18 protein-coding genes are annotated in these 21548 nt (G+C 44.4%); all 18 read left to right on the top strand.

The features are described from left to right. Positions 1-30: 30 nt before the first annotated feature. The 18 genes from L2729_RS15155 to L2729_RS15235 all read left to right on the top strand — a co-directional run bounded on the left by L2729_RS15155 (position 31) and on the right by L2729_RS15235 (position 21498). Positions 31-987 (top strand): AAA family ATPase, encoded by a 957-nt coding sequence (locus L2729_RS15155; RefSeq protein ID WP_101089246.1) that lies wholly within the window; start codon positions 31-33, stop codon positions 985-987. Next, the gene (locus L2729_RS15160) at positions 987-1916 is read left to right on the top strand and encodes a DUF58 domain-containing protein (protein WP_101089247.1); all 930 of its coding nucleotides are present in this window, start codon (positions 987-989) and stop codon (positions 1914-1916) included. Before L2729_RS15155 ends, L2729_RS15160 begins: the two co-directional genes overlap by 1 nt. After that, positions 1917-2438, top strand: coding sequence for a DUF4381 domain-containing protein (locus tag L2729_RS15165; RefSeq protein ID WP_248989023.1), 522 nt, complete (start codon positions 1917-1919; stop codon positions 2436-2438). Beyond that, positions 2438-3436, top strand: a complete 999-nt coding sequence (locus L2729_RS15170) for a vWA domain-containing protein (protein WP_248989024.1) — start codon at positions 2438-2440, stop codon at positions 3434-3436. The genes L2729_RS15165 and L2729_RS15170 overlap by 1 nt, the downstream gene beginning before the upstream one ends. A gap of 2 nt (positions 3437-3438) precedes the next feature. Beyond that, positions 3439-5334 (top strand): vWA domain-containing protein, encoded by a 1896-nt coding sequence (locus L2729_RS15175; RefSeq protein WP_248989025.1) that lies wholly within the window; start codon positions 3439-3441, stop codon positions 5332-5334. After that, positions 5328-6965 carry a BatD family protein gene (locus L2729_RS15180; protein ID WP_248989026.1) on the top strand — a complete coding sequence of 546 codons (1638 nt, stop codon included), beginning with the start codon at positions 5328-5330 and terminating at the stop codon, positions 6963-6965. The genes L2729_RS15175 and L2729_RS15180 overlap by 7 nt, the downstream gene beginning before the upstream one ends. A gap of 202 nt (positions 6966-7167) precedes the next feature. Beyond that, positions 7168-7731 (top strand): sigma-70 family RNA polymerase sigma factor, encoded by a 564-nt coding sequence (locus tag L2729_RS15185; protein ID WP_248989027.1) that lies wholly within the window; start codon positions 7168-7170, stop codon positions 7729-7731. After that, positions 7724-8428 carry a DUF3379 domain-containing protein gene (locus L2729_RS15190; protein WP_248989028.1) on the top strand — a complete coding sequence of 235 codons (705 nt, stop codon included), beginning with the start codon at positions 7724-7726 and terminating at the stop codon, positions 8426-8428. The genes L2729_RS15185 and L2729_RS15190 overlap by 8 nt, the downstream gene beginning before the upstream one ends. Positions 8429-8566: 138 nt before the next feature. Further along, on the top strand, positions 8567-10018 hold the full coding sequence (putP, locus tag L2729_RS15195; RefSeq protein ID WP_248989029.1) for a sodium/proline symporter PutP: 1452 nt from the start codon (positions 8567-8569) through the stop codon (positions 10016-10018). A gap of 352 nt (positions 10019-10370) precedes the next feature. After that, positions 10371-11681, top strand: coding sequence for an OmpP1/FadL family transporter (locus tag L2729_RS15200; protein WP_248989030.1), 1311 nt, complete (start codon positions 10371-10373; stop codon positions 11679-11681). 137 nt (positions 11682-11818) lie between these two features. Beyond that, positions 11819-12535, top strand: coding sequence for an SIMPL domain-containing protein (locus L2729_RS15205; RefSeq protein WP_248989031.1), 717 nt, complete (start codon positions 11819-11821; stop codon positions 12533-12535). A 215-nt stretch (positions 12536-12750) separates the two neighbouring features. Next, complete coding sequence (locus L2729_RS15210; RefSeq protein ID WP_428848255.1) at positions 12751-13761, top strand: efflux RND transporter periplasmic adaptor subunit; 1011 nt, start codon at positions 12751-12753, stop codon at positions 13759-13761. Positions 13762-13773: 12 nt separating this feature from the next. After that, the gene (locus L2729_RS15215; RefSeq protein ID WP_248989033.1) at positions 13774-16980 is read left to right on the top strand and encodes an efflux RND transporter permease subunit; all 3207 of its coding nucleotides are present in this window, start codon (positions 13774-13776) and stop codon (positions 16978-16980) included. A 65-nt stretch (positions 16981-17045) separates the two neighbouring features. Further along, entirely contained in the window at positions 17046-17168 is a 123-nt protein-coding gene (locus L2729_RS21725) for a hypothetical protein (RefSeq protein WP_283104244.1), read from the top strand. Positions 17169-17286: 118 nt separating this feature from the next. After that, positions 17287-17499, top strand: a complete 213-nt coding sequence (locus L2729_RS15220; protein ID WP_101089258.1) for a YgaP family membrane protein — start codon at positions 17287-17289, stop codon at positions 17497-17499. A gap of 136 nt (positions 17500-17635) precedes the next feature. Next, entirely contained in the window at positions 17636-18028 is a 393-nt protein-coding gene (locus tag L2729_RS15225) for a rhodanese-like domain-containing protein (protein ID WP_248989034.1), read from the top strand. 550 nt (positions 18029-18578) lie between these two features. After that, positions 18579-21011 carry a S8 family serine peptidase gene (locus tag L2729_RS15230; protein WP_248989035.1) on the top strand — a complete coding sequence of 811 codons (2433 nt, stop codon included), beginning with the start codon at positions 18579-18581 and terminating at the stop codon, positions 21009-21011. A gap of 130 nt (positions 21012-21141) precedes the next feature. Continuing rightward, complete coding sequence (locus tag L2729_RS15235; RefSeq protein WP_248989036.1) at positions 21142-21498, top strand: VF530 family protein; 357 nt, start codon at positions 21142-21144, stop codon at positions 21496-21498. Positions 21499-21548: the final 50 nt, after the last annotated feature.

Genomic DNA, 21548 nt, shown 5'->3' on the forward strand with positions numbered 1-21548 from the left:
GTATCTATACATAATAAATTGAGTACCATCATGCCTTTGAGCCGATTTCACGCACTACGCGAATACCTAAATACCGTTATTCTCGGACAGCCGACACTAACTGAGAATTTACTAATCGCGCTCATCGCCGATGGACACCTGCTTGTAGAGGGGCCTCCAGGTCTAGCAAAGACCCGCGCAGTCAAAGCATTGTGTGAAGGTGTAGAGGGAGATTTTCATCGAATTCAATTTACCCCAGATTTACTGCCCGCCGATCTTACTGGCACGGATATCTATCGCGCCCAAACGGCAACCTTCGAATTTGAAGCCGGCCCCATATTCCATAATTTAATTCTCGCTGATGAAATAAACCGCGCCCCCGCAAAAGTGCAGTCAGCGTTACTTGAGGCTATGGCCGAAAGCCAAGTCACTGTCGGTAAAAACAGCTATCCACTGCCCGAACTGTTTCTGGTGATGGCAACCCAAAACCCGCTTGAAAACGAAGGGACTTACCCACTACCAGAAGCGCAATTAGACCGTTTCTTAATGCACTTAAATCTTGATTACCCAAGTGCTGAAACAGAGTTTGAAATTTTACGTCTTTCACGTAATGAAGCACTAAAGAAAGAAGTGCCGAAAGTGACGCCGATTATTCAAGCTGATATTTTTGCGGCACGGGAGCAGGCTTTACAGATTTATCTTGCTGAACCGCTGGAAAAATATATTGTCGACATCGTAATGGCAACTCGTCAGCCAGCCGCTTATAGCCCTGAGCTAGCAAGTTGGCTTGAGTATGGTGTTAGCCCGCGCGCAACCATTTCGATTGAGCGTTGCGCCAGAGCCCGTGCTTATTTATATGAACGTGATTTTGTCTCACCTGAAGATATTCAAGCTGTGGCACCCAATGTATTGCGCCATAGATTACTGCTGAGCTACCAAGCACAAGCTGACGGCGTGTCTGCCGATGATGTGATCAACCATATTCTTTCTCAAGTTGCGGTTCCTTAATGGTCAATTCAGAGCTGCCTCTTTTTGCTGATGGCATCAACATCAATGAAAAAGAGCTACTTGCTTGTCAACGTATTGCGCGAGCCTTGCCAGAGAAACGGTCCAAGGCAAGAGCAAACTTAGCCGGACATCGAGCGAGCGCGATCAAAGGCCGTGGGATGGAGTTTGCTGAAGTGCGTCAATACCAAAGCGGTGATGACGTACGCACTATCGACTGGCGCGTAACCGCCAGAACAGGCAAAACTCATACGAAATTATTTGTCGAAGAGCGTGAGCGCCCTATCCTGATATTGCTCGACTTAAGCCATAGCCTGTACTTTGGCTCAAGCTTGCTACTGCAATCGGTGCAAGCGGCGCACGTCGCCACCACGCTCGGGTGGAATGCCATTTTACATGGCGACAGACTCGGTGCAGTTATCGCGACAGAGCAAGAACACATAGAGTTGAAACCAAGAAGCCGACAGCAGGGTATTTTGCAACTTGTCTCAGCCATTAAACACCTGCATCAACGTCAATTAGATGCCCTGTCGGTTCAGGGTTCTGAACCCGATCACATGTTAAAAGCATGCCAACGACTGCGGCGTCTCGCCAAGCCAGGCTCTCTTATCTGGATAGTCTCAGACGGAAGCCATTTTACCCCAGCCTGTTTGGCGATGCTGTCCGACCTGAAACGTCATTGTGATATGGGCGCTTTTCTCATTACAGATCCTTTACGAGAAGGTAATTTGACCTTGCCGAAACACTTTCAGCTCCCCGTAAAGGACGGCAGTAAAGAGCGCATCATCGATAGACACAGCTATGAGCATTGGCTCAAGAATCAACAGCAAATTAAATCGGTATTCACTGACATGATGCAAAAAATTAATGTTGAAACCCGTGTTATTGATGCTGGACAACGCCTAAATCAACAATTGGGAGCATTACGATAAATGGCTGTGCAAACTCCAGCAGCAAATCCTGCTTTAGCATCACTACAAGATATTCAAACCCCGACAGAAATTGGGCTTTGGCCGCTGGCTTATGGATACTGGCTCTTGCTACTTGTCGTGTTGATATCTGTCACTGCCGCTTTTATTTACCTCAGAAAACACCGGCAGCACACCGCAGCTAAAAGAGCAGCATTAGTGGAGCTCGCAAAGCTGGATCCGAGCACGGCACAATACATCACCAATGTCAGTGAAATATTAAAACGGGCAGCAATGAGCTATTGCGACCGTTCATTGGTTGCAGGCTTATCGGGCACTCATTGGTATGCTTGGCTTACAGCGCAAGTGAACTCCCCCCCGGTTGAATTATGTGAACTGCTTAAATTGAGTTATCAGCGTACAGAGCTGACTCAATCACAAGCGATAGCATTAAAACAAAGTGCAGAACATTGGTTAAAAAGCGCCCTGCCGCTCGATTCGAAACGGCTTGACGCTGCCTTAGCCGTCAACATGGAGGCTAAATAATGTTAACTCTAGCGCTGCCATGGTTATTACTATTATTGCCACTGCCACTACTTTTTAAAAAACAGCAGCAACAAGTTAAGCTGGGAGGTCATCTTTATCTTCCAGGAAGTGATATCGAGTCGCAAAGTCTGCCCATTAAAACAACTCCGAGTACAAAGAAAGGTTATTGGATCTTGTGGGTGTTATTGGTTATCGCCGTTGCAAGGCCATTATGGATGGGTGAACCGATAGAGCTACCCAGTAAAGGGCGTGACTTAATGTTGTCCGTTGACTTGTCTGGCAGCATGCAGATAGAAGATATGGTCATCGACGGCAGAGCCACCGACAGATTCACACTTATCCAACATGTGGTTAGCCAGTTTATTGAACGTCGAAAAGGGGATCGCATCGGGCTTATCTTGTTTGCCGATCATGCTTACCTGCAGTCCCCTCTCACCCAAGACAGACGCACTGTAGCGCAGTATCTGAATGAAGCAGAAATTGGTTTAGTCGGCAGGCAAACCGCCATTGGTGAAGCGATTGCTCTCGGGGTTAAACGATTCGATCAAGTAGACGAGAGTAATAGAGTGCTTATCCTACTTACTGACGGCGCTAATAATGCCGGTGCGATATCGCCAGAAAAAGCAACTGAAATAGCCGCCAAGAGAGGGATCACCATCTATACCATTGGCGTGGGAGCTGAAGTTATGGAGCGTCGCACTCTTTTTGGTAAAGAACGCGTTAACCCTTCGATGGATTTAGATGAGCCGCAGCTTAAGCAGATTGCCGCTAAAACGGGCGGTACCTATTTTCGCGCGCGAAATGCCGAAGAACTTGAACGTATCTATCAAGAGATCGATAACCTAGAACCCATTAGCCGAGAGCAATTAAGTTATCGCCCACAATCGGAGCTTTTCTACTGGCCGTTGGGCTTGGCATTATTACTTTCAATATTTAAAAGTATGGGCCAATTATCTATTTTTAGTCTTAAGCCTAAACTACCATCGGGAGGCCGTTAGTCATGCATTTTTTACGCCCTGAGTGGTTTTTGGCGCTCATTCCACTTGTCATACTGCTGCTATTTATCAAGAAAAACCAAGGTGCCAGTTCCAGTTGGAACCAGTATATAGCACCTCACCTTGCCGATGTATTGCTAGGCAGTATCGAGAAAAAACAGAGTCATAACGTTTTATATCTTGCATTTGCTTGGTTGATTGCAGTGCTTGCGCTATCGGGGCCCGCATTGGAAAAAACGGCTCTGCCAGTCTATGAATCGGCTCAAGGTCGAGTCATAGTGATGGATATGTCGCTATCTATGTATGCTAACGACCTATCACCGAATCGACTGACTCAATCAAAATACCGAGCCACTGATCTGATTGAGACGGTCGTTGAAGGTGAAACGGGCCTAATCGCTTATGCTGGTGATGCCTTTACCATTAGTCCATTAACACGTGATAAAGCCACCTTATTGAACCTATTGCCGACGTTGACGCCAAGTATCATGCCCGTTAAAGGCTCTAATGTTGAAGTAGCGCTAGAGCATGCCAAGTCATTATTAATCCAGGGCGGGCATGTTCGTGGTGATATTGTGCTTTTTACCGACGGTATTTCCAGCTCTCAACTTAATCGAGCCAAATCTGTCTTAAAAGGCAGTTCCTACCGCTTAGGCATTCTGGCTTTTGGCAGTGAACAAGGTGCTCCGATTCAACTGCCCAATGGTCAACTATTGCGTGATAACGGTAATCAAGTCGTTATCGCCAAAACAGATTATGGATTGCTGCAATCATTAGCATCGTCAGCCAATGGTACTGTGATCCCTATTCGTGCTGATGGTCAAGATGTGACCCAACTCGTGCAATGGCTTGCCAGCACAAAAGACACTAAAGAGAGTGATTTAGAAGGTGAGGTTTGGCAAGATCTGGGCGGCTACATCGCACTGTTATTGCTACTTCCCGCGCTGCTTAGCTTCAGACACGGCATTATCGGTGTCTTCGCGTTAATGGCCATTATGCAGCCAATCCAGCCCGTTTATGCCGACAGTTGGGATAACCTTTGGCAAACTCAAAATCAACAAGCATCAAACGCCTATCAAGCTCAGCAGTATCAAGCTGCGGCAGAGCAATTTGAACAAACTCAATGGCAAGCCAGCGCCCGTTATAAGGCGGGTCAATTTGATGAAGCTCTTACGGGCTTTGAGCAAGATACTTCAGCCAGTGGCCTCTACAACCAAGGCAATGCACTCATGCAGCTAGGTCAATATGATCAAGCCGAAAAGCGCTATCAACAGGCACTCAATCAAGCGCCTGAGATGGACGTCGCGAAGCAAAACTTGGCTCTCGCCAAAAAGTTGCAACAGCAACAAGAGCAGCAACAAAATGGTCAAGGTGACAATCAACAGCAATCGGATGAATCAGATCCAAACGATAAACAATCACAAGACAGCAGCTCTGAGTCTAAAGATAGCCAAGGTGAACAGAATAAAGAACAATCTGATGATGCCAATTCTACAGATGATTCTGACGATGACCCTAGCGATGAATCCGCTGAACCTCAGCAAAATGAAGATGCTGCGCAAGACGCTGAGCAAAACTCAGGTAAAGAGCAGCCCAATGATAATGATGCTGCGATGGAAGCCGATAGTTCAAAAGATGACTCGAAAGATGAACCTCAGCAAACTAAAGCACAAGAATCTGCAGTTGAAAGTGACACTCAAGAGAGTGATGTTCAAGAAGGTGAACAACAAGGCTCAATGGCTCCAATAGCCCCTTCAGATGAACCTCTTCCGCCAGAAATGGAAAGAGCATTAAGAGCGATTGCAGACGACCCGCAAGTATTACTCCGTAATAAAATGCAGCTTGAATATCAGAAACGACGCCGCCAAGGCATTAATACCAAGGAAAACCAACAGTGGTAATTCGACATCTATGTGCGCTCTTAATTGTAGCCTTAACCGCTGCGGCACCCGCCTATGCAATCACCAGCTTGCAAGCATCGGTTGACCGTAATCCTGTTATTGAAGGTGAATCTCTGGTGCTAACGGTTGTTGCAGATGACGATCTCAACAGTGGTGAGCTCAACACCTCATCACTGCTAAAGGACTTTATCGTTGGTAGAACAAGCATCAGTCGCAGTAAACAGATCATGAATTTTGATGCGAGAAACGAGACTCGTTGGCAAGTGCTTTTATCGCCAAAATTTGGCGGCAACATCACCATTCCCGCCTTCAGTATAAAAGGCGTGAGTTCTGCGCCCATTACCCTTTCGGTAGTCGATAGAAAGTCGCAACCGCAACAGATGCAAGATATTTTTATGCGATCGAGCTTATCTTCAGAAGAAGCTTATGTCGGCCAAATGTTAACCTACAGAGTGAAGCTTTATCTGGCACTAGAATTACAACGTGGAGTGCTTAGCGCTCCATTGCTAGACGGCGCTCAAATCAAACAACTGGGTGAAGATAAAGACAGCAATGAAATTGTTAATGGCAAGCGTTACCGCGTCATTGAACGCGCCTATGCCATTATCGCCGACCAACCCGGTGAACTGACCATCAATGGTGCCAGTTTTTCTGGAGATGTACTGGTACAAACCAAACGCAATGGCGGTATGTTCTCATTCAATGAAAGTCGGCCGACTCAAACCCAAGCGCCAAAATCAATCGTATTGATCAACCCTGAGCCTATCGAGTATCAAGGTCAGTGGTTGGTATCTGATTTAGTCGTGTTAAAAGAAGATTGGCCGACAATACCCGTCGAGTATAAAGTCGGCGACCCTATTACTCGTACGATAAGCTTATTAGCATCTAATGCTGATGAGACCAGTTTGCCCGACATCCGACTATCAACACCTGCTGAGCTAAAGACCTATCCAGAAAAGGCACAACGAAAGTCGTTTGTTCGAGATAAACAAATGGTGTCACAACTCACGCAAACCACCGCAATAGTGGCGACAAAAGCTGGCACTTACACACTACCGGAAATAAAAGTTCCTTGGTGGAACCCGCACCTCAAGCAGCAGCAATACGCCACTCTTCCCGCCCGTACTGTTGTCGTCGTTGGAGGCGCTATTGCCGAACCTGTGAACATTCATCAACCGCCAAATACGATTCAAACAACCACTGCGGGTTACTGGCCTTGGTTAACTGGCGGTTTTGCGTTGTTATGGTTATTAACGCTAATGCTTTGGCTCAATGCCAGAAAAAAACAGCCAGTAAGCACTGCTAAAATCAACGAAAAAAGTCTAACGACTATAAATAACAGTGCCCGAAAATTGCTTGAGCAAAGTTGTGCAGCAAAAGAACCAACAAAAGTTATCAACGCACTAATAGCCTACTACTCTGAGCTTTTAGGACAACCAATGACATTACAAGATATAGCCAAAATATCAGCGGAGCTTTCTATCGCAATCGCGTCATTGCAGCAATCTGCTTATAGCAAAAACACCACCGAGATTGACTACAAGCAATTACTCAACATCATTTTGGCGACAAAAATGAATGATAAACAGAGTAATACCTCTGCTCTTAATTCACTCAACCCGCAAACATAACGGTTACGGAGTAATACATCATTTAAATAATGACGCTCATTTAGAGCGTCATTTTTATATCAGTAACAGAATCTAGCGTTATTTTGAGCCTATCTGTTTACACTATTTTGTTTTTGGCTTTGTTTAGTGATTCCACATATTGGTATTCGACGATGAACAAGGTTAAGCTGTGTTTTATTGATCCAGTTAGAAAAAATAAAAAATGTTTGATAGTTGGCGAAATAAAAAGTCGAGCTCCACGGTCTCTTCAGACATGGTTAGCAAACAAAGACGATACGATAGCCTTGTCAGGGCACTTCATACCGATATATACCGTTATGCCTATTGGCTATGCGGCGATAAACATGTCGCTGAAGATATCACCCAGGAAACGTTTCTGCGCGCATGGCGTTCACTTGATTCATTAAAAGATGAAAAAGCTGCAAAATCATGGCTGATTACTATTCTCCGCCGTGAAAATGCACGACGTTTTGAGCGTAAACAATTTAATTACTCTGATGTTGAACAAGAGTTTATTGAAGACACGTTTTCTAGCAGTACCGAAGACCATGCTGAACAACATTTATTACAGAGACAAATTTCAAAGTTGGAACTTGAATACCGAGAACCATTATTACTGCAAGTGATTGGTGGTTTTAGTGGCGAAGAAATAGCAAAGATATTAGATCTTAATCGAAATACTGTTATGACTCGTTTATTTAGAGCAAGAAACCAACTGAAGGATGCACTCGAACAACCGACTATCAGAGGTCAATCCAATGGATGAACTTAAATTTCGCCGCCAAGCTTATGGTGAGCCAAATAGCCAAGATCCCGAGTTCCTTCAAGCAGCAATGGAATCGGCAGAAAGCGAAGCCTTTTTAAATGTTCTTAAAGGCTTAGATAACAAAATTGAAAAAGCACTGAGCATCGATGTACCTGATGATCTAGTGGCTAAGTTGTTATTACGTCAACAGTTGCAACATCACCATGCACAACGTCGTAAAACAGGATTTGCGTTTGCGATGGTCGCATCAGTGGCCTTCTTAGCGGGTATTACCTTTACGTTAATGCGCATGGGACCTGTTGATTTAGGACAGCATGCATTGGCACACGTTTATCATGAAGATAAAGCTCTTCATCTTGATCAGAATGTCCAATACCAAGACGTTAACTTTCAACTGGCTTCGCTTGGCAATATTGGTGATATGCAATTTACCGAGCAGCCAGGTAAAGTGTTTTACAGTACCTATTGTGATTTTCAAGGGGTAAAAAGCCTGCATTTAGTCATGCAAGGCGAACACGGAAAAGTCACCCTGTTTATCGTGCCGTTAGAAGATAGAATGGTATTAGAAGAAGCTTTTGCCGATAATAAATATAAAGGCATGGGTTTCGAAACGGGTAACACTTATATGTTACTTGTGGGTGAAGAAAGCCAAGACCTCAATTACGTTAAAAACGAAATTAAGCAAACATTCATCTAGTCCTTTGACAACCAATGGTGCTATTTACGCACCATTGGTTAGATCTACATCACAATTCCATCATTTATTGAGCTCACACTCGAATATCTGCTAGCATAGCGCCACAACTAAAAAACGATAAAAGCGTATATATATCTCATGACCATTGAATTACCTATTTTAATTACCTTCATTGGCTACCTTGCCTTAATGATGGGCATTGGCCTTTGGGCTTATAAGGCAACTGATTCTGTCGAAGATTACATATTAGGTGGCCGCGGCATGGGCCCAGCGGTAACCGCACTCAGTGTTGGCGCTTCTGACATGTCTGGCTGGCTGCTGCTTGGTTTACCTGGCGCCGTCTATTTAGGGGGTTTAGGTGAAGCTTGGATTGGTTTCGGATTGGTCTTTGGTGCCTGGTTAAACTGGCTGTTTGTTGCCAAGCGATTAAGGATCTACACCGAGTTTACCGATAACGCGCTAACCCTTCCCGATTTTTTCGAAAAACGATTTGAAGATAATAAAGGCATACTCAAGTTAGTCTCTGCTGTCACCATATTAGTGTTTTTTACCTTCTATGCATCGTCTGGCATGGTTGGCGGCGCTATTTTGTTTGAGAAAGTCTTTGGCCTTGATTACACGCTCGCGTTGATTATTGGCTCGACCATCATTGTGGCTTACACCTTTGTCGGTGGCTTCTTTGCGGTAAGTTGGACCGATTTCTTCCAAGGCTGCTTAATGTTAGTGGCGTTATTAATTGTGCCCATCGCTATTTTTAGTCAACCAGAAACACAGCAAGGGTTTGAAGCTCTCGATCCTGCAATGTTGTCATTATTCAGTGAAAACACCACCTTTATTGGACTCATATCGTTACTGGCTTGGGGGCTAGGCTATTTCGGTCAACCTCATATCTTGTCACGTTTTATGGCAATTGGTTCAGCCGACGATATTCCTGTTTCGCGCCGCATTGCAATGAGCTGGATGCTCATCGCATTATTGGGTGCATTGGCGACCGGTATCGCGGGAACATTATACTTTGCCGCAAGTCCGCTAGAAAATCCTGAAACCGTGTTTATTCATCTAGCACATGCCGCCTTCAATCCATGGATAGGCGGATTACTTATCGCGGCCATATTGTCGGCCATCATGAGTACGATTGATTCACAACTACTGGTTTGTTCAAGCGTCATTACTGAAGACTTTTATAAGAAGTGGTTACGCCCACAAGCGCAAAGCAAAGAACTCATGCTAGTGGGTCGCATCGGCGTACTTGCCATTGCAATCATCGCGGGGATTGTTGCATTGAACCCTGAAAGCAGCGTACTTGGACTCGTTAGCTATGCATGGGCAGGTTTTGGTGCCGCATTTGGTCCAGTCGTATTAATGTCGCTCTTCTGGCGTGACTATAGCCGCGATGGTGCTGTTACTACTATCGTTGTTGGTGCTGTTACAGTGGTTGTTTGGAAGCAACTAAGCGGAGGGATTTTTGATCTTTATGAAATCTTACCCGGCTTCCTTTTTGCAACAATAGCCGGTGTGCTTGTTAGCAAATTAAAAGCACCTTCAGATACCGTTAAAGCGCAATTTACTGAGTTTGAAGCAAAACTATAAACGTGTAATTTGGCACTGTTACTAAAAAGCGTACAGGTGTACGCTTTTTTTATATCTCTCGATTAAGCCCTTGAACAACCAGTCGTTACATACTCTTAACAATAAGTTAAACCTAGAGCATCTCTCAACCCTCTATGCTATATGGCTTCTTTTTGAATATTCAATCGAATAGATATTTTTTAGCACATGAAAAATATTTAATTAACTAATACTTAACAATATTTTAGCACTGGTCGGAGTTGTCAGCTTACTATTACCTACCTAATATGCACTGGTCTAACAAGCGGATCTTGCAGTTAATTTAAAATTAACACTCATATAAGTAAGACCAATAATAATAGAGATGATAATAATGAAGTATTTCAACAAGACTCTTATCGCAGTATCTGTTGCTTTAGTCAGCACACAATCAATGGCCGCAGGTTTCCAACTTAATAGCCAATCGGCAACGGGGATCGGTCGCGCATTTGCGGGGGACGCTGTCATTGCTGATAACGCATCTGTTTTATCTCGTAACCCTGCAGCAATGGCCATGTTTGACGAGAAGCAACTCTCAATGGGCTTAACTTATGCAGACGTAGAAGTTGAAGTCAGTGATGTATATATAAATTCAAACGTTGGGCAAATTCACTACGGCAGTGTTCCAGACGCAGCCGAAGCTAAAATTATCCCAAACTTTTACTATATTAGCCCAATCAACGACAAATTCGCTTACGGTGTTGCTATGTTTAGTAACTTCGGTACTGGTACCGACACTGGTGATTTGTCACAACCAAAATCCATCTTAGGTGGTGCAGCGACAATTCCTGCACCTGTCGACTTGCTCGGCAAAACTGAAGTAACTACCATTAACTTCAACCTAAGCGCGTCTTACCGTATTAATGACAACTTCAGTGTTGGTGCCGGTTTAGATGTTATTTATGGTCAAGGCACACTGACTCGTTCAGGTGAACTGCCTCTAGCGCCAGATGGTTCATATGTGCCAGTGGATCTTGTAGACGTTGATGCTGATGGTGTCGCCTTTGGTGGTATTGTAGGCGCAGTTTATGAAATTAATGCTAACCATCGTTTAGGCGTAAGCTACCGTTTCAGCCCAGAATTTACTGCTGACGGTACCGTAAAGTTTGGCGGAACCGATTTTCAAGAGATCAACATCCCCATCCCTGATATTTTCCAAGTTGCTGGTTTCCACCAGTTAACAGACAAGTTTGCATTGCATTACACAGCGCAAATGACAACTTGGGGTGACTTCCATGAAATCACAGTAACGGATCCAGGCGAAGCACAACTTAAAAAGTACGCTTGGGATGACTCTTGGTTATTCAGTGTTGGTGGTACTTACTCACTGACTGAAAACTGGACTGTGCGCGCAGGTTACATGTTCGACCAAGGTGTTGTTGGCGAAGTAAGCTCAATCTCTATTCCTGATTCAGACCGTCAGTGGTACACAATGGGTGCCACTTACAACATGTCTAAGCATACTAGCATCGACTTTGGTATCGCCTTTATTCGAGGTGAAGAAACACAGCTAACTGAACATAGCTCTGTTTTAGATCAAGTTGGTCAGCAGATGCCAACACTAGGAAATGATCTTGGTACTGTGCACGCTACCACGCTATCAAATGCAACTTACTATTCAATGCAGTATAACTACAAGTTTTAACACTGTATTTGCATAAACAAAAAGCCGCATTGAATGCGGCTTTTTTATTGCCCACATTCCATTAACCCTATTTCATTGTACCCAATCGATAAACCTTGCTAACGTGAGCTTATTACACCTCATTTGAAACTGAACTTATGCAAAAAAATAATACTCTAGCCGCGATTATCCTAGGAGGGTTTCTTTGCCTTGGATTAGTCCTGATGGCCAATACCGTTGGCGATAAACTAATCAAAATGAAATCAATGGAACGTACCGTCACGGTTAAAGGATTAGCCGAGAAAGAGGTGCGCGCCAATGTCGCCATTTGGCCCATCCGCTTTACCGAAGTCGATAACGATCTCGACAGCCTTTATGCAAATGTGCAAACTAAAACAGAGAAAGTGGCCACGTTTCTAAAGCAGCAAGGCTTTGATAAGTCAGAAATCACTATCTCACTTCCCGCTATAGATGACCGATTAGCCCAAGGTTATGCGGATCCTAATGTTAAGTTTCGCTACGCAGCAAGAGTGTCTCTTTCACTTTATACCGATAAGATTGACCTACTACTTTCAGCCCGCAGTAATATGCTGTCACTTGCTAAAGAAGGCATTGCTATCTCAGATCAAGATTACAATAGCAAAGCACAGTTCTTGTTTACCAAGCTCAACGACGTTAAGCCGGAGATGATCCAATCAGCAACTCAAAATGCACGCCAAGTTGCCGAGAAATTTGCGAAGGATTCTGACTCAAAATTAGGGAAAATTAAAAAGGCCGCTCAAGGTCAATTTAGTATTAACGACCGAGATAGTAATACGCCGTATATAAAGAAAGTCCGTATCGTCTCTACATTGACCTATTACCTTAATGATTAATCCGCCAAAACACCTTTAACGCTTTAGCATTAAACGCGCAATGACACAGTCAACAGAGGGTGTCATTGCCCGTAAAGCCATCTTCATCGCATTTTCCTAATGAATAATGATTGCGCCTTTGAAACACATCCATTAGAATAATCTCATGGATGTATTTCAGGTAATCAACGATGGCAACTTACGCTCTCCCCTTTGCACTGCTCTTATTATCGCTAATGTCTAGCCTAGCTTTACCTACATTGGCCCATGGTGCATCGACGGTTGATAGCGTTCCAACCATAACGGTTGAATACACCTCCTACCCCAACTGGGTTGTACTAGATGCGATTATCGAGCCCACAAAAGCGGCTACGGTGTCGGCGCAGACATCTGGACGTATTATAAAACTCAATTATGATGTGAATGATATTGTCGCTAAAAACGCATCACTATTAGAAATTACCAGTAAAGAGCAAGGTGCGCTATTAGCCGCAGCCGAAGCTGAGTATGCAAGAGCAAATGCACAAAATGTCGAAGCCCAAGCGCAGTTGCAACGTTATAAGAAGCTTTTTCCGCAAGGCGCTATTTCTGAAGGTTCCATGGATGAAGCACAAGCTAATGCTAAGTCAACACAGCAAGCAGTCAGTGCTGCAAATGCGGGCATAGTGCAAGCAACTGAATCTTTAAAATATACCGCGGTAAGCGCGCCCTTTGCGGGTGTGGTCACTCAACGACATGTAGAACAGGGCGAGACCGTAAGTCCTGGACAAGCATTATATTCTGGCTACTCTTTAACGCAGATGCGCGCGGTCACCCACGTACCACAACGTTATATCAACGCCTTAAAGCTGCAGCCTAAGTTCAAACTCATCTTAGCCGATGGCAAACACATTTTCAGCGACAAGCTCAATGTATTTGGCTTTGTCGACCAAGCCAGCCACAGCTATAAAGTGCGTATAGCACTGCCCACTGAAATATCGGGGCTCATCCCTGGCAGTCTCATTAAGGCCCAGTTTATTAGTGGTCAACGCCAAACAATGTTCATCCCTCAAACTGCCCTTATCACCATGAACGAGTTAAATGCCGTTTATCTACAGCAGAATAACAAGTGGGTGCTTAATCAAGTCAGAGTTGGCCAGCAGGACAGCGATACAATGGAAGTGTTATCAGGGTTATCTAATGGTGATGTCATCGCAAAAGATGCTTATCAAACCTTATTGCGTTTACAAAAGCAGTCTAAACCTTAAGGAGCTGACAAGATGACAGACAAGCAAAAATTAGGGATTTCAGGACGAATTGCCGCTACTTTCCAGCTTAGTGCTATAACCCCTTTACTCGCATTACTCGGCCTTTTGCTGGGTATATTTGCTGTATTGGTGACCCCAAAAGAGGAAGAACCTCAAATTGACGTCACCTTTGCTGATGTTTATATTCCGTTTGCTGGCGCATCACCTGCTGAGGTCGAAAGTTTAGTGACGTTACCCACTGAACAAATCATCTCAGAACTTAAAGGAATCGACACTCTTTACTCCTTTTCACAACCGGATGGCGCCCTCTTTATTGTTATTTTTGAAGTGGGCATTGCACGTAACGACGCCATCGTAAAACTCTATAATCAGATCCACTCTAACTTAGATAAACTGCCACTCAATGCAGGCGTCGGTCAGCCTCTTATTAAACCTCGCGGCATTGATGATGTGCCGATAGTCAGCTTAACTTTGTGGTCAAAAGAGTCTAGTGTCTCAGCTGAGCAACTCACCCATGTTGCCAATAGTTTAGAAACTGAGATTAAACGGATTCCTGGCACCCGTGAAATCAACTCAGTGGGCGCGCACCAACTCACCCTCAATGTCAGAATAGATCCTGTAAAAATGAACTACTACGGGATCTCATATAACGAAATACACAATAGTTTAAGCAGCAATAACCACGTCTCGATGCCGGCTTCATTAGTACAACAAAACCAAGAAATCAAAGTTCAAACAGGTGAGTTCCTAACTAATATAGACGATGTGAAACAACTGGTTGTTGCGATTAGGGAGGATAGCGATAAGCATACTGCCCCCGTATTCCTTGCCGATATTGCCGATATCACCCTTAAAGCTGATATCCCCGTTCAGAGCGCTTGGCATGGTGACAAAGAGAACATCTATCCCGCGGTAACGATTGCGATAGGCAAACAACCAGGCGTAAACGCCGTCGATATTGCTGATGCAATACTTGAGCGCGTCGATAAAGTCGACAATATATTATTGCCAGACGGGGTAAACATTTCAGTGTCACGTAACTATGGTGAAACTGCTGGTAATAAAGCCAATACTCTGATTTTAAAATTGATGTTTGCCACCTCGGCGGTGGTCATTCTCGTGTTACTGACCATGGGGTTTAGAGAAGCACTTGTTGTTGGTATCGCCATTGTTATTACACTTGCCCTCACCCTCTTTGCCTCTTGGGCATGGGGATTTACCTTAAATCGTATCTCTTTATTTGCCCTTATCTTCTCCATCGGGATCTTAGTCGATGATGCCATTGTGGTTGTGGAGAACATTCATCGGCATATGGCGATGGGTAAGCGCACGTTCACCGAGCTTATACCTATAGCCGTTGATGAAGTGGGCGGGCCCACCATTTTAGCCACTTTCACTGTCATTGCGGCACTGCTGCCAATGGCCTTTGTATCAGGATTAATGGGGCCCTATATGAGCCCCATTCCAATCAATGCCAGTATGGGGATGCTGATCTCTTTAGCGGTTGCTTTTATGGTCACCCCTTGGCTTAGCCGTAAACTGCTGAAGCATGACACCACTAAAGCAGCGGCCAAAAGTGAGCAACCCCATACCGACAGTCTAATGCTGCGGGTTTTCACGCGGTTAATTGGGCCATTTGTCATCGGCAAAGCAGCCAGAAAGGCACGCTTTGGATTAGCGGCGGCCATTTTTGTACTCATCGCGATCGCGGTGGCATTGCCTATCGGTAAATTGGTGGTGTTAAAAATGCTTCCGTTTGACAATAAGTCAGAGTTTCAGATCATAGTCGACCTGCCAGAGGGAACGCCGGTTGAACAAACTCAACGCACATTAAAAGCATTAGCTCAACATCTTAACCAAGTTGAAGAGGTCGATAATTATCAGATCTATGCAGGCACCAGTGCGCCAATGAACTTTAATGGTTTGCTTCGTCACTACTTTCTGCGACAAACCCAAGAGTTAGGCGATATTCAAGTAAATCTCGTCGATAAACAGCATAGAGAACGTGATAGCCACAGTATTGCTATCGCGGTAAGAGCGCCGTTGCAAGAGATAGCAAAACAATATAATGCCAATGTCAAAATCGTAGAAGTGCCTCCAGGACCACCTGTGTGGTCGCCAATTCTGGCTGAAGTTTATGGTCCAAGTGCCGCTATTCGTGAACGAGCCGCAACCGCGCTTGAAGCCCTTTTTAAGCAAACGACAGACGTTGTCGATATCGATATCTATCTACCGGCTAACCAAGCCAAATGGCAGGTCAATATCGACCGCAGTAAAGCCAGTCTACTGGGCATTCAATATAGTCAAATAGTCGATTTGGTCGCCACCAGCATAGGGGGTAAGGATATTAGCTATCTTCATGCTCCTAACCAAAAGCACCCTGTTCCCATCCGTATACAGCTAAAAGAGGGAGACAAGTTCAATTTAGAGCAGGTGCTCAACCTCACAATAAAAAACAATAACGGCCAAGCCATTGCCATGTCAGAGCTATTACAAATAGACAAGGGGGTTATCGACGTCCCCATCATCCATAAGAACATGATCCCAATGATCATGGTCGTGGCTGATATGGCAGGCCCTCTGGACAGTCCCCTGTACGGCATGTTTGACATGGTCAGCCAAATCAATGCAGAAGATGGCTTGGGCTTCGAGCAACACTACATCAACCAACCTACTGGCCTAGACAGTATCGCCATACTCTGGGATGGAGAATGGAAAGTCACCTATGAAACGTTTAGGGACATGGGTATCGCTTACGCTGTGGGCATGATAGCGATTTACCTGTTAGTCGTAGCCCAATTCAAGTCTTATAGCGTTCCGCTAATTATCATGGCGCCCATCCCGCTAACGATCATCGGTGTCATGCCCGGTCACGCATTGCTTGGCGCGCAATTCACCGCTACATCGATGATAGGCATGATAGCGCTCGCAGGGATCATTGTGCGTAACTCCATTTTATTAGTGGATTTTATCCATCAAGAAATCGCGGCAGGTGTGCCGTTTGAACAAGCCGTGATTCATTCTGGTGCAGTGCGTGCAAAACCTATCATGCTAACGGCCTTGGCGGCCATGATAGGCGCGCTTTTCATCTTAGATGATCCTATTTTTAATGGCTTGGCCATTAGCCTTATTTTTGGAATTTTGGTTTCCACCCTGCTCACCTTGGTGGTTATTCCCGTCCTGTATTACGCAGTGATGAAAAACCGTTATCAACACTAGGGGCTGTTAATCTTTCACGGTTGTTTTTACCGCAGTTTATTGGCTATTTTGACAAGGCGGAGGCTATGTCGTTTAGTTATTCTCCACAAATTGCCTACAACACCGTAAAAATAGCCAAGAAGCGCGGCCCTTCGGGTTCGTTTCAATGCTTTATTACTGCGTTACGCGCTTTTCGCTTAGCCAGCTAAGCATCATCGCTCAAGCCTTGTACTAAAAGCATTGAATTCGAACAAAAACTAAGCTCGAAAGATCAACTGCCCCTAGAACGATTACGAACAAGCCCTATAACTTAAGAGAGGAATCGATATGTCTACAGAACGTGCCATTATGGCTTTTGCCGGTGTGATGATCTTGTTATCGTTAGCACTAACCTTGTGGGTCAATCACAACTTCGTCTGGCTTACTGCATTTGTAGGCGCAAATTTATTACAAAGTGCCTATACTGGTTTTTGTCCTGCTGCAATTGTGCTGCGAAAATTGGGTTTCAAATCAGAGGCACAATTGGCAAGAAATGAATAACCTCGGTGTTTGTTTTATTTTGATTAACAAGTGAAATATAGTGAGCGGATTTGAATCATCGGCTCACTAATCTCCTCAATAACAATTTAAGACACCATCAATACACATCAAATAATAACAATATTAAGGAATGTTGATGAGTCACTCGCTTAAGTTGCAATATAAACTGTCAAACATCATTAAATTTATGACATTCAGTGCTTTATTACTTATGGTTAGCAACCTAGCACTTGCCGCAGATCAAAATGCACAACAGGCTTGGCAGAATATAGAGGCTGGTGCCTTAGTGGTGGATGTTAGAACGGCTGAAGAGTTTGCCGAGGGCCATTTACCCAACGCAATCAATATTCCCTTCGAGCAAATAGCGACTGTATTTGCCAACAAAAAGATCGATACAGATCAGGCTGTAGTACTTTATTGCCGCAGTGGCCGTCGTAGTGGTATTGCGAATGATGCTTTAATTAGTGCTGGTTATTCCAATACCTATAATGGTGGCGGTTATCAGACGTTAATTCAGCAGCAAAAATAACTTCAATAATCTATAGTACGGCTGCATATTTGCAGCCTTTTATGTTTGATAAGCATCTGCTCTTGCTACATTTACCTTTTCCAATCACACAATCAGATCTTTACACTGAAAAACCACATACTTTTGGAGATACACTCCACCAGCAAACACCTTAACAGACAATTAAACCAAACAAGCTAATTCCAAATAAGAATAAGTTATTACTAAAATCACATTAGCATTTAATTATATTTATTTCAGGCAGTTAAGATTTAAATAACTCCCCACTCTCATATTGAATACAAGATACCATTATTTACACGCCCTCCCGCAACAGAATATAAAATCACAGAAAAAGCATCGATAGTCACTAATCGCTAAGTAATAAGCATATCCATTCAAGTAACGAAATCTATCCACACCACCGCTCAAGCCCACAGTGCTTTTAACATTTATTTTACATTTGTAATAACTGCAGATACATTCGTTCACACAGCAAGGCAAAACATAATTGTCTGCTGTAAACATTATAAGAAACAACATAATATCCTGAATAACATGGAAGACAGTTATGACAAAAAATAAAGTAACAACAGCACTTAGCCTGTCTGTACTTGCACTTTCGATCTCTGCAAGTGTCGGCGCAGCACCTACTTTCAACCCTGGTTTACACAGTAACGCATCACCATTGAATAACGAAAGTCCGCTACCAAAGCGTTATATTGTCAAGTTCAAAACGGCTGCGGCCGCCTCAGGCTTTTCAATCGCAACTAACGCCATTGATGATGCTCAATATGAACCTAGAACTAACGAAGTCTTTTCTCACTTCCGCGCACTTAACAGCGTCTCAGCAAAAGAGATGAAGCGTATCGGTCGCAGTAATAGTTATACGGTTAAGTTAGACGGTAAAGATCTGCAAGCGCTTCGATTCCGTGCAGATGTAGACTATGTTGAAGAAGATGTACCACGTCGGCTACTCAGCGAAACCACACCTTGGGGTCAAACCTACGTTGGTGCAACCACACTAAGCGATAGCCAAGCGGGTAATCGTACTATTTGTATTATTGACTCGGGCTACGACCGTGGCCATAACGATCTCAATGCCAATAATGTCACAGGTACAAATAACTCAGGTACCGGTAACTGGTTTGAACCTGGAGCAGGTAACGCTCATGGTACTCACGTAGCAGGAACAATTGCAGCCATTGCAAATAATGAAGGTGTTGTTGGCGTGATGCCAAATCAAAATGCCAATATTCATGTTATCAAAGTCTTTAATGCTGCAGGTTGGGGCTACTCTTCATCTTTAGTCTCTGCTGTAGATACTTGTGTTAGCAATGGCGCTAATGTTGTGACGATGAGTTTAGGCGGGGCAAGCTCAAATAACACCGAGAAAAATGCCTTAGCGGCTCACGAAGCTAACGGCATTTTATTGATTGCTGCTGCAGGTAATGATGGTAACAACACTCACAGCTACCCTGCATCATATGACGCTGTAATGTCAGTTGCTGCTGTTGATAGCAACAAAGATCACGCGGCATTCTCACAGTTCACGGATCAGGTTGAAATTTCGGGACCCGGTGAAGCTATTCTTTCAACAGTAACGCGTGGTGAAGGACGCTTAGCTGACATTACTATTGCTGGTCAATCATACTTTGATAATGGTGTGGTACCTCATAATCGTTTTGTACAATCTGGCACGAGTCACGTGGGGTCTCCGCTGATTGGTAGCGCGACAGGTACATTAGCGGAGTGTTCAGTCAGCGGCAGTAACTTCAACTGTGGCAACATGAGCAACAAAGTGTGTTTAGTTGAGCGTGTTGGAAACCAAGGTTCAAGCTATCCTGAAATTGACGCAGTAAAAGCCTGTGAAGCCGCGGGTGCTAGCGCAACAATCGTTTACAGTAATAGCGCACTGCCGGGGCTGCAAAACCCATTCTTGGTCGACAGTAATAATGAAGCACCCATTGTCTCAGTATCAGTTGATCGCGCTACAGGCCTTGCCTTACGCAATCAGGTAGGCGCATCCGTTACCGTTGCAAATACCGATAACGAAGATTACGAGTATTACAATGGTACTTCTATGGCAACACCACATGTTTCTGGTGTTGCAACATTAGTCTGGAGTCATCACACAGAGTGTAGTGCAGCGCAAATTCGCTCGGCACTCAATGTCACAGCGGAAGATCTTCAAACGGCGGGTCGTGACAATAACACCGGTTACGGCTTAATCAACGCGGTTGCGGCAAAAGCATACCTAGATGAATCATGCTCAGGCCCTACTGATCCCGGTACAGGCGGTGGCGACAATGTATTGGTGAATGGTGTAGCCCAGTCAAACCTTACGGGTGCAGCGAGTGATGAGTTACATTACTCTATCGATGTGCCTGCTGGTGCGACCGATTTAAGCTTTACCATGAGCGGGGGTACGGGTGATGCTGACCTTTATGTAAATTATGGCGCAGCACCCACTACAGCTACCGGTGGTTATGATTGTCGTCCATGGAAAGGCGGAAATGCTGAATCATGCCCAATCGCTACAGCACAAACTGGCACATACTACGTCATGGTCCAAGGCTATAGCGCATTTAGTGGTGTAAACCTTGTTGCGAACTTTACCGAAGATACTGGTGGGGGAACGGGCGGCGAAACCGGTGGTCCAGCAACATACACTAACAACACCAGCTACAGTATCCCTGATAATAGCAGCGCAGGTATCACCAGTGTCATTGCAGCAGCTCGAACAGGTGATTCAGGCACTGTGACCATCAAGGTTAACATTAGCCATACTTACATCGGCGACTTACAAGTAGAGTTACATAGCCCTACAGGTCAAGTGGCGATATTACACGATAATACTGGCGGCAGTGCTAACGACATTGTTAAGACTTACACCGTCGATATGTCTGGCGCTGATTCAGTGGGTAATTGGGAACTGAAAGCCGTTGACAGTGCTCGACGTGATACAGGAACAATCAACTCTTGGGAGTTGAGTTTCCAATAATCTTCGACTCATTTTAAACGTGTTTTAGGAGAGCCTTAAGGGCTCTCTTTTTTTTGCTCTGCATTGAGCTGACATTTTTGGTAATTTAACTGGTATAATTACTTCAATAGTATCTGCAATGAACGTAATCATGACACAAGCAAACAACCCATTACACGGTATCAAGCTAGAAACCTTACTTACTGAACTAGTCGAGCGTTATGGCTGGGAAGAGCTTGGGGACCGCATTGATGTGCGCTGCTTCAAACATGATCCAAGTATCAAGTCGAGTCTAAGATTTCTGCGTAAAACCCTCTGGGCAAGAGAGAAAGTGGAATACCTTTATCTTAAGACGAATAAATTACCTTTGCCAGCAAGAAAGCCAAGGGATGACGGCTATCAAGCCAGTGATAAAACACTGCGCACCGCGAATAACAAAGCGATTGATAAACCAAGCAAAGATTCGAATGATGACACTCAGATAAATGCCAACATCTGGGGTAAATAGTATTGATATAATATCCACCATTAAAAAAGGCTTAACAATCAAAGTTGTTA

The organism is Shewanella gelidimarina (assembly GCF_023283945.1).
GTDB classification, from domain to species: domain Bacteria; phylum Pseudomonadota; class Gammaproteobacteria; order Enterobacterales; family Shewanellaceae; genus Shewanella; species Shewanella gelidimarina.

Coding starts and splice junctions, on each gene's coding strand:
- L2729_RS15230 (WP_248989035.1), top strand. CDS start 18,579: ATGACAAAAAATAAAGTAACAACAGCACTTAGCCTGTCTGTACTTGCA.
- L2729_RS21725 (WP_283104244.1), top strand. CDS start 17,046: ATGTCGTTTAGTTATTCTCCACAAATTGCCTACAACACCGTAAAAATA.
- L2729_RS15205 (WP_248989031.1), top strand. CDS start 11,819: ATGCAAAAAAATAATACTCTAGCCGCGATTATCCTAGGAGGGTTTCTT.
- L2729_RS15160 (WP_101089247.1), top strand. CDS start 987: ATGGTCAATTCAGAGCTGCCTCTTTTTGCTGATGGCATCAACATCAAT.
- putP (WP_248989029.1), top strand. CDS start 8,567: ATGACCATTGAATTACCTATTTTAATTACCTTCATTGGCTACCTTGCC.
- L2729_RS15235 (WP_248989036.1), top strand. CDS start 21,142: ATGACACAAGCAAACAACCCATTACACGGTATCAAGCTAGAAACCTTA.
- L2729_RS15155 (WP_101089246.1), top strand. CDS start 31: ATGCCTTTGAGCCGATTTCACGCACTACGCGAATACCTAAATACCGTT.
- L2729_RS15210 (WP_428848255.1), top strand. CDS start 12,751: ATGTCTAGCCTAGCTTTACCTACATTGGCCCATGGTGCATCGACGGTT.
- L2729_RS15170 (WP_248989024.1), top strand. CDS start 2,438: ATGTTAACTCTAGCGCTGCCATGGTTATTACTATTATTGCCACTGCCA.
- L2729_RS15185 (WP_248989027.1), top strand. CDS start 7,168: ATGTTTGATAGTTGGCGAAATAAAAAGTCGAGCTCCACGGTCTCTTCA.
- L2729_RS15165 (WP_248989023.1), top strand. CDS start 1,917: ATGGCTGTGCAAACTCCAGCAGCAAATCCTGCTTTAGCATCACTACAA.
- L2729_RS15190 (WP_248989028.1), top strand. CDS start 7,724: ATGGATGAACTTAAATTTCGCCGCCAAGCTTATGGTGAGCCAAATAGC.
- L2729_RS15200 (WP_248989030.1), top strand. CDS start 10,371: ATGAAGTATTTCAACAAGACTCTTATCGCAGTATCTGTTGCTTTAGTC.
- L2729_RS15175 (WP_248989025.1), top strand. CDS start 3,439: ATGCATTTTTTACGCCCTGAGTGGTTTTTGGCGCTCATTCCACTTGTC.
- L2729_RS15215 (WP_248989033.1), top strand. CDS start 13,774: ATGACAGACAAGCAAAAATTAGGGATTTCAGGACGAATTGCCGCTACT.
- L2729_RS15220 (WP_101089258.1), top strand. CDS start 17,287: ATGTCTACAGAACGTGCCATTATGGCTTTTGCCGGTGTGATGATCTTG.
- L2729_RS15225 (WP_248989034.1), top strand. CDS start 17,636: ATGAGTCACTCGCTTAAGTTGCAATATAAACTGTCAAACATCATTAAA.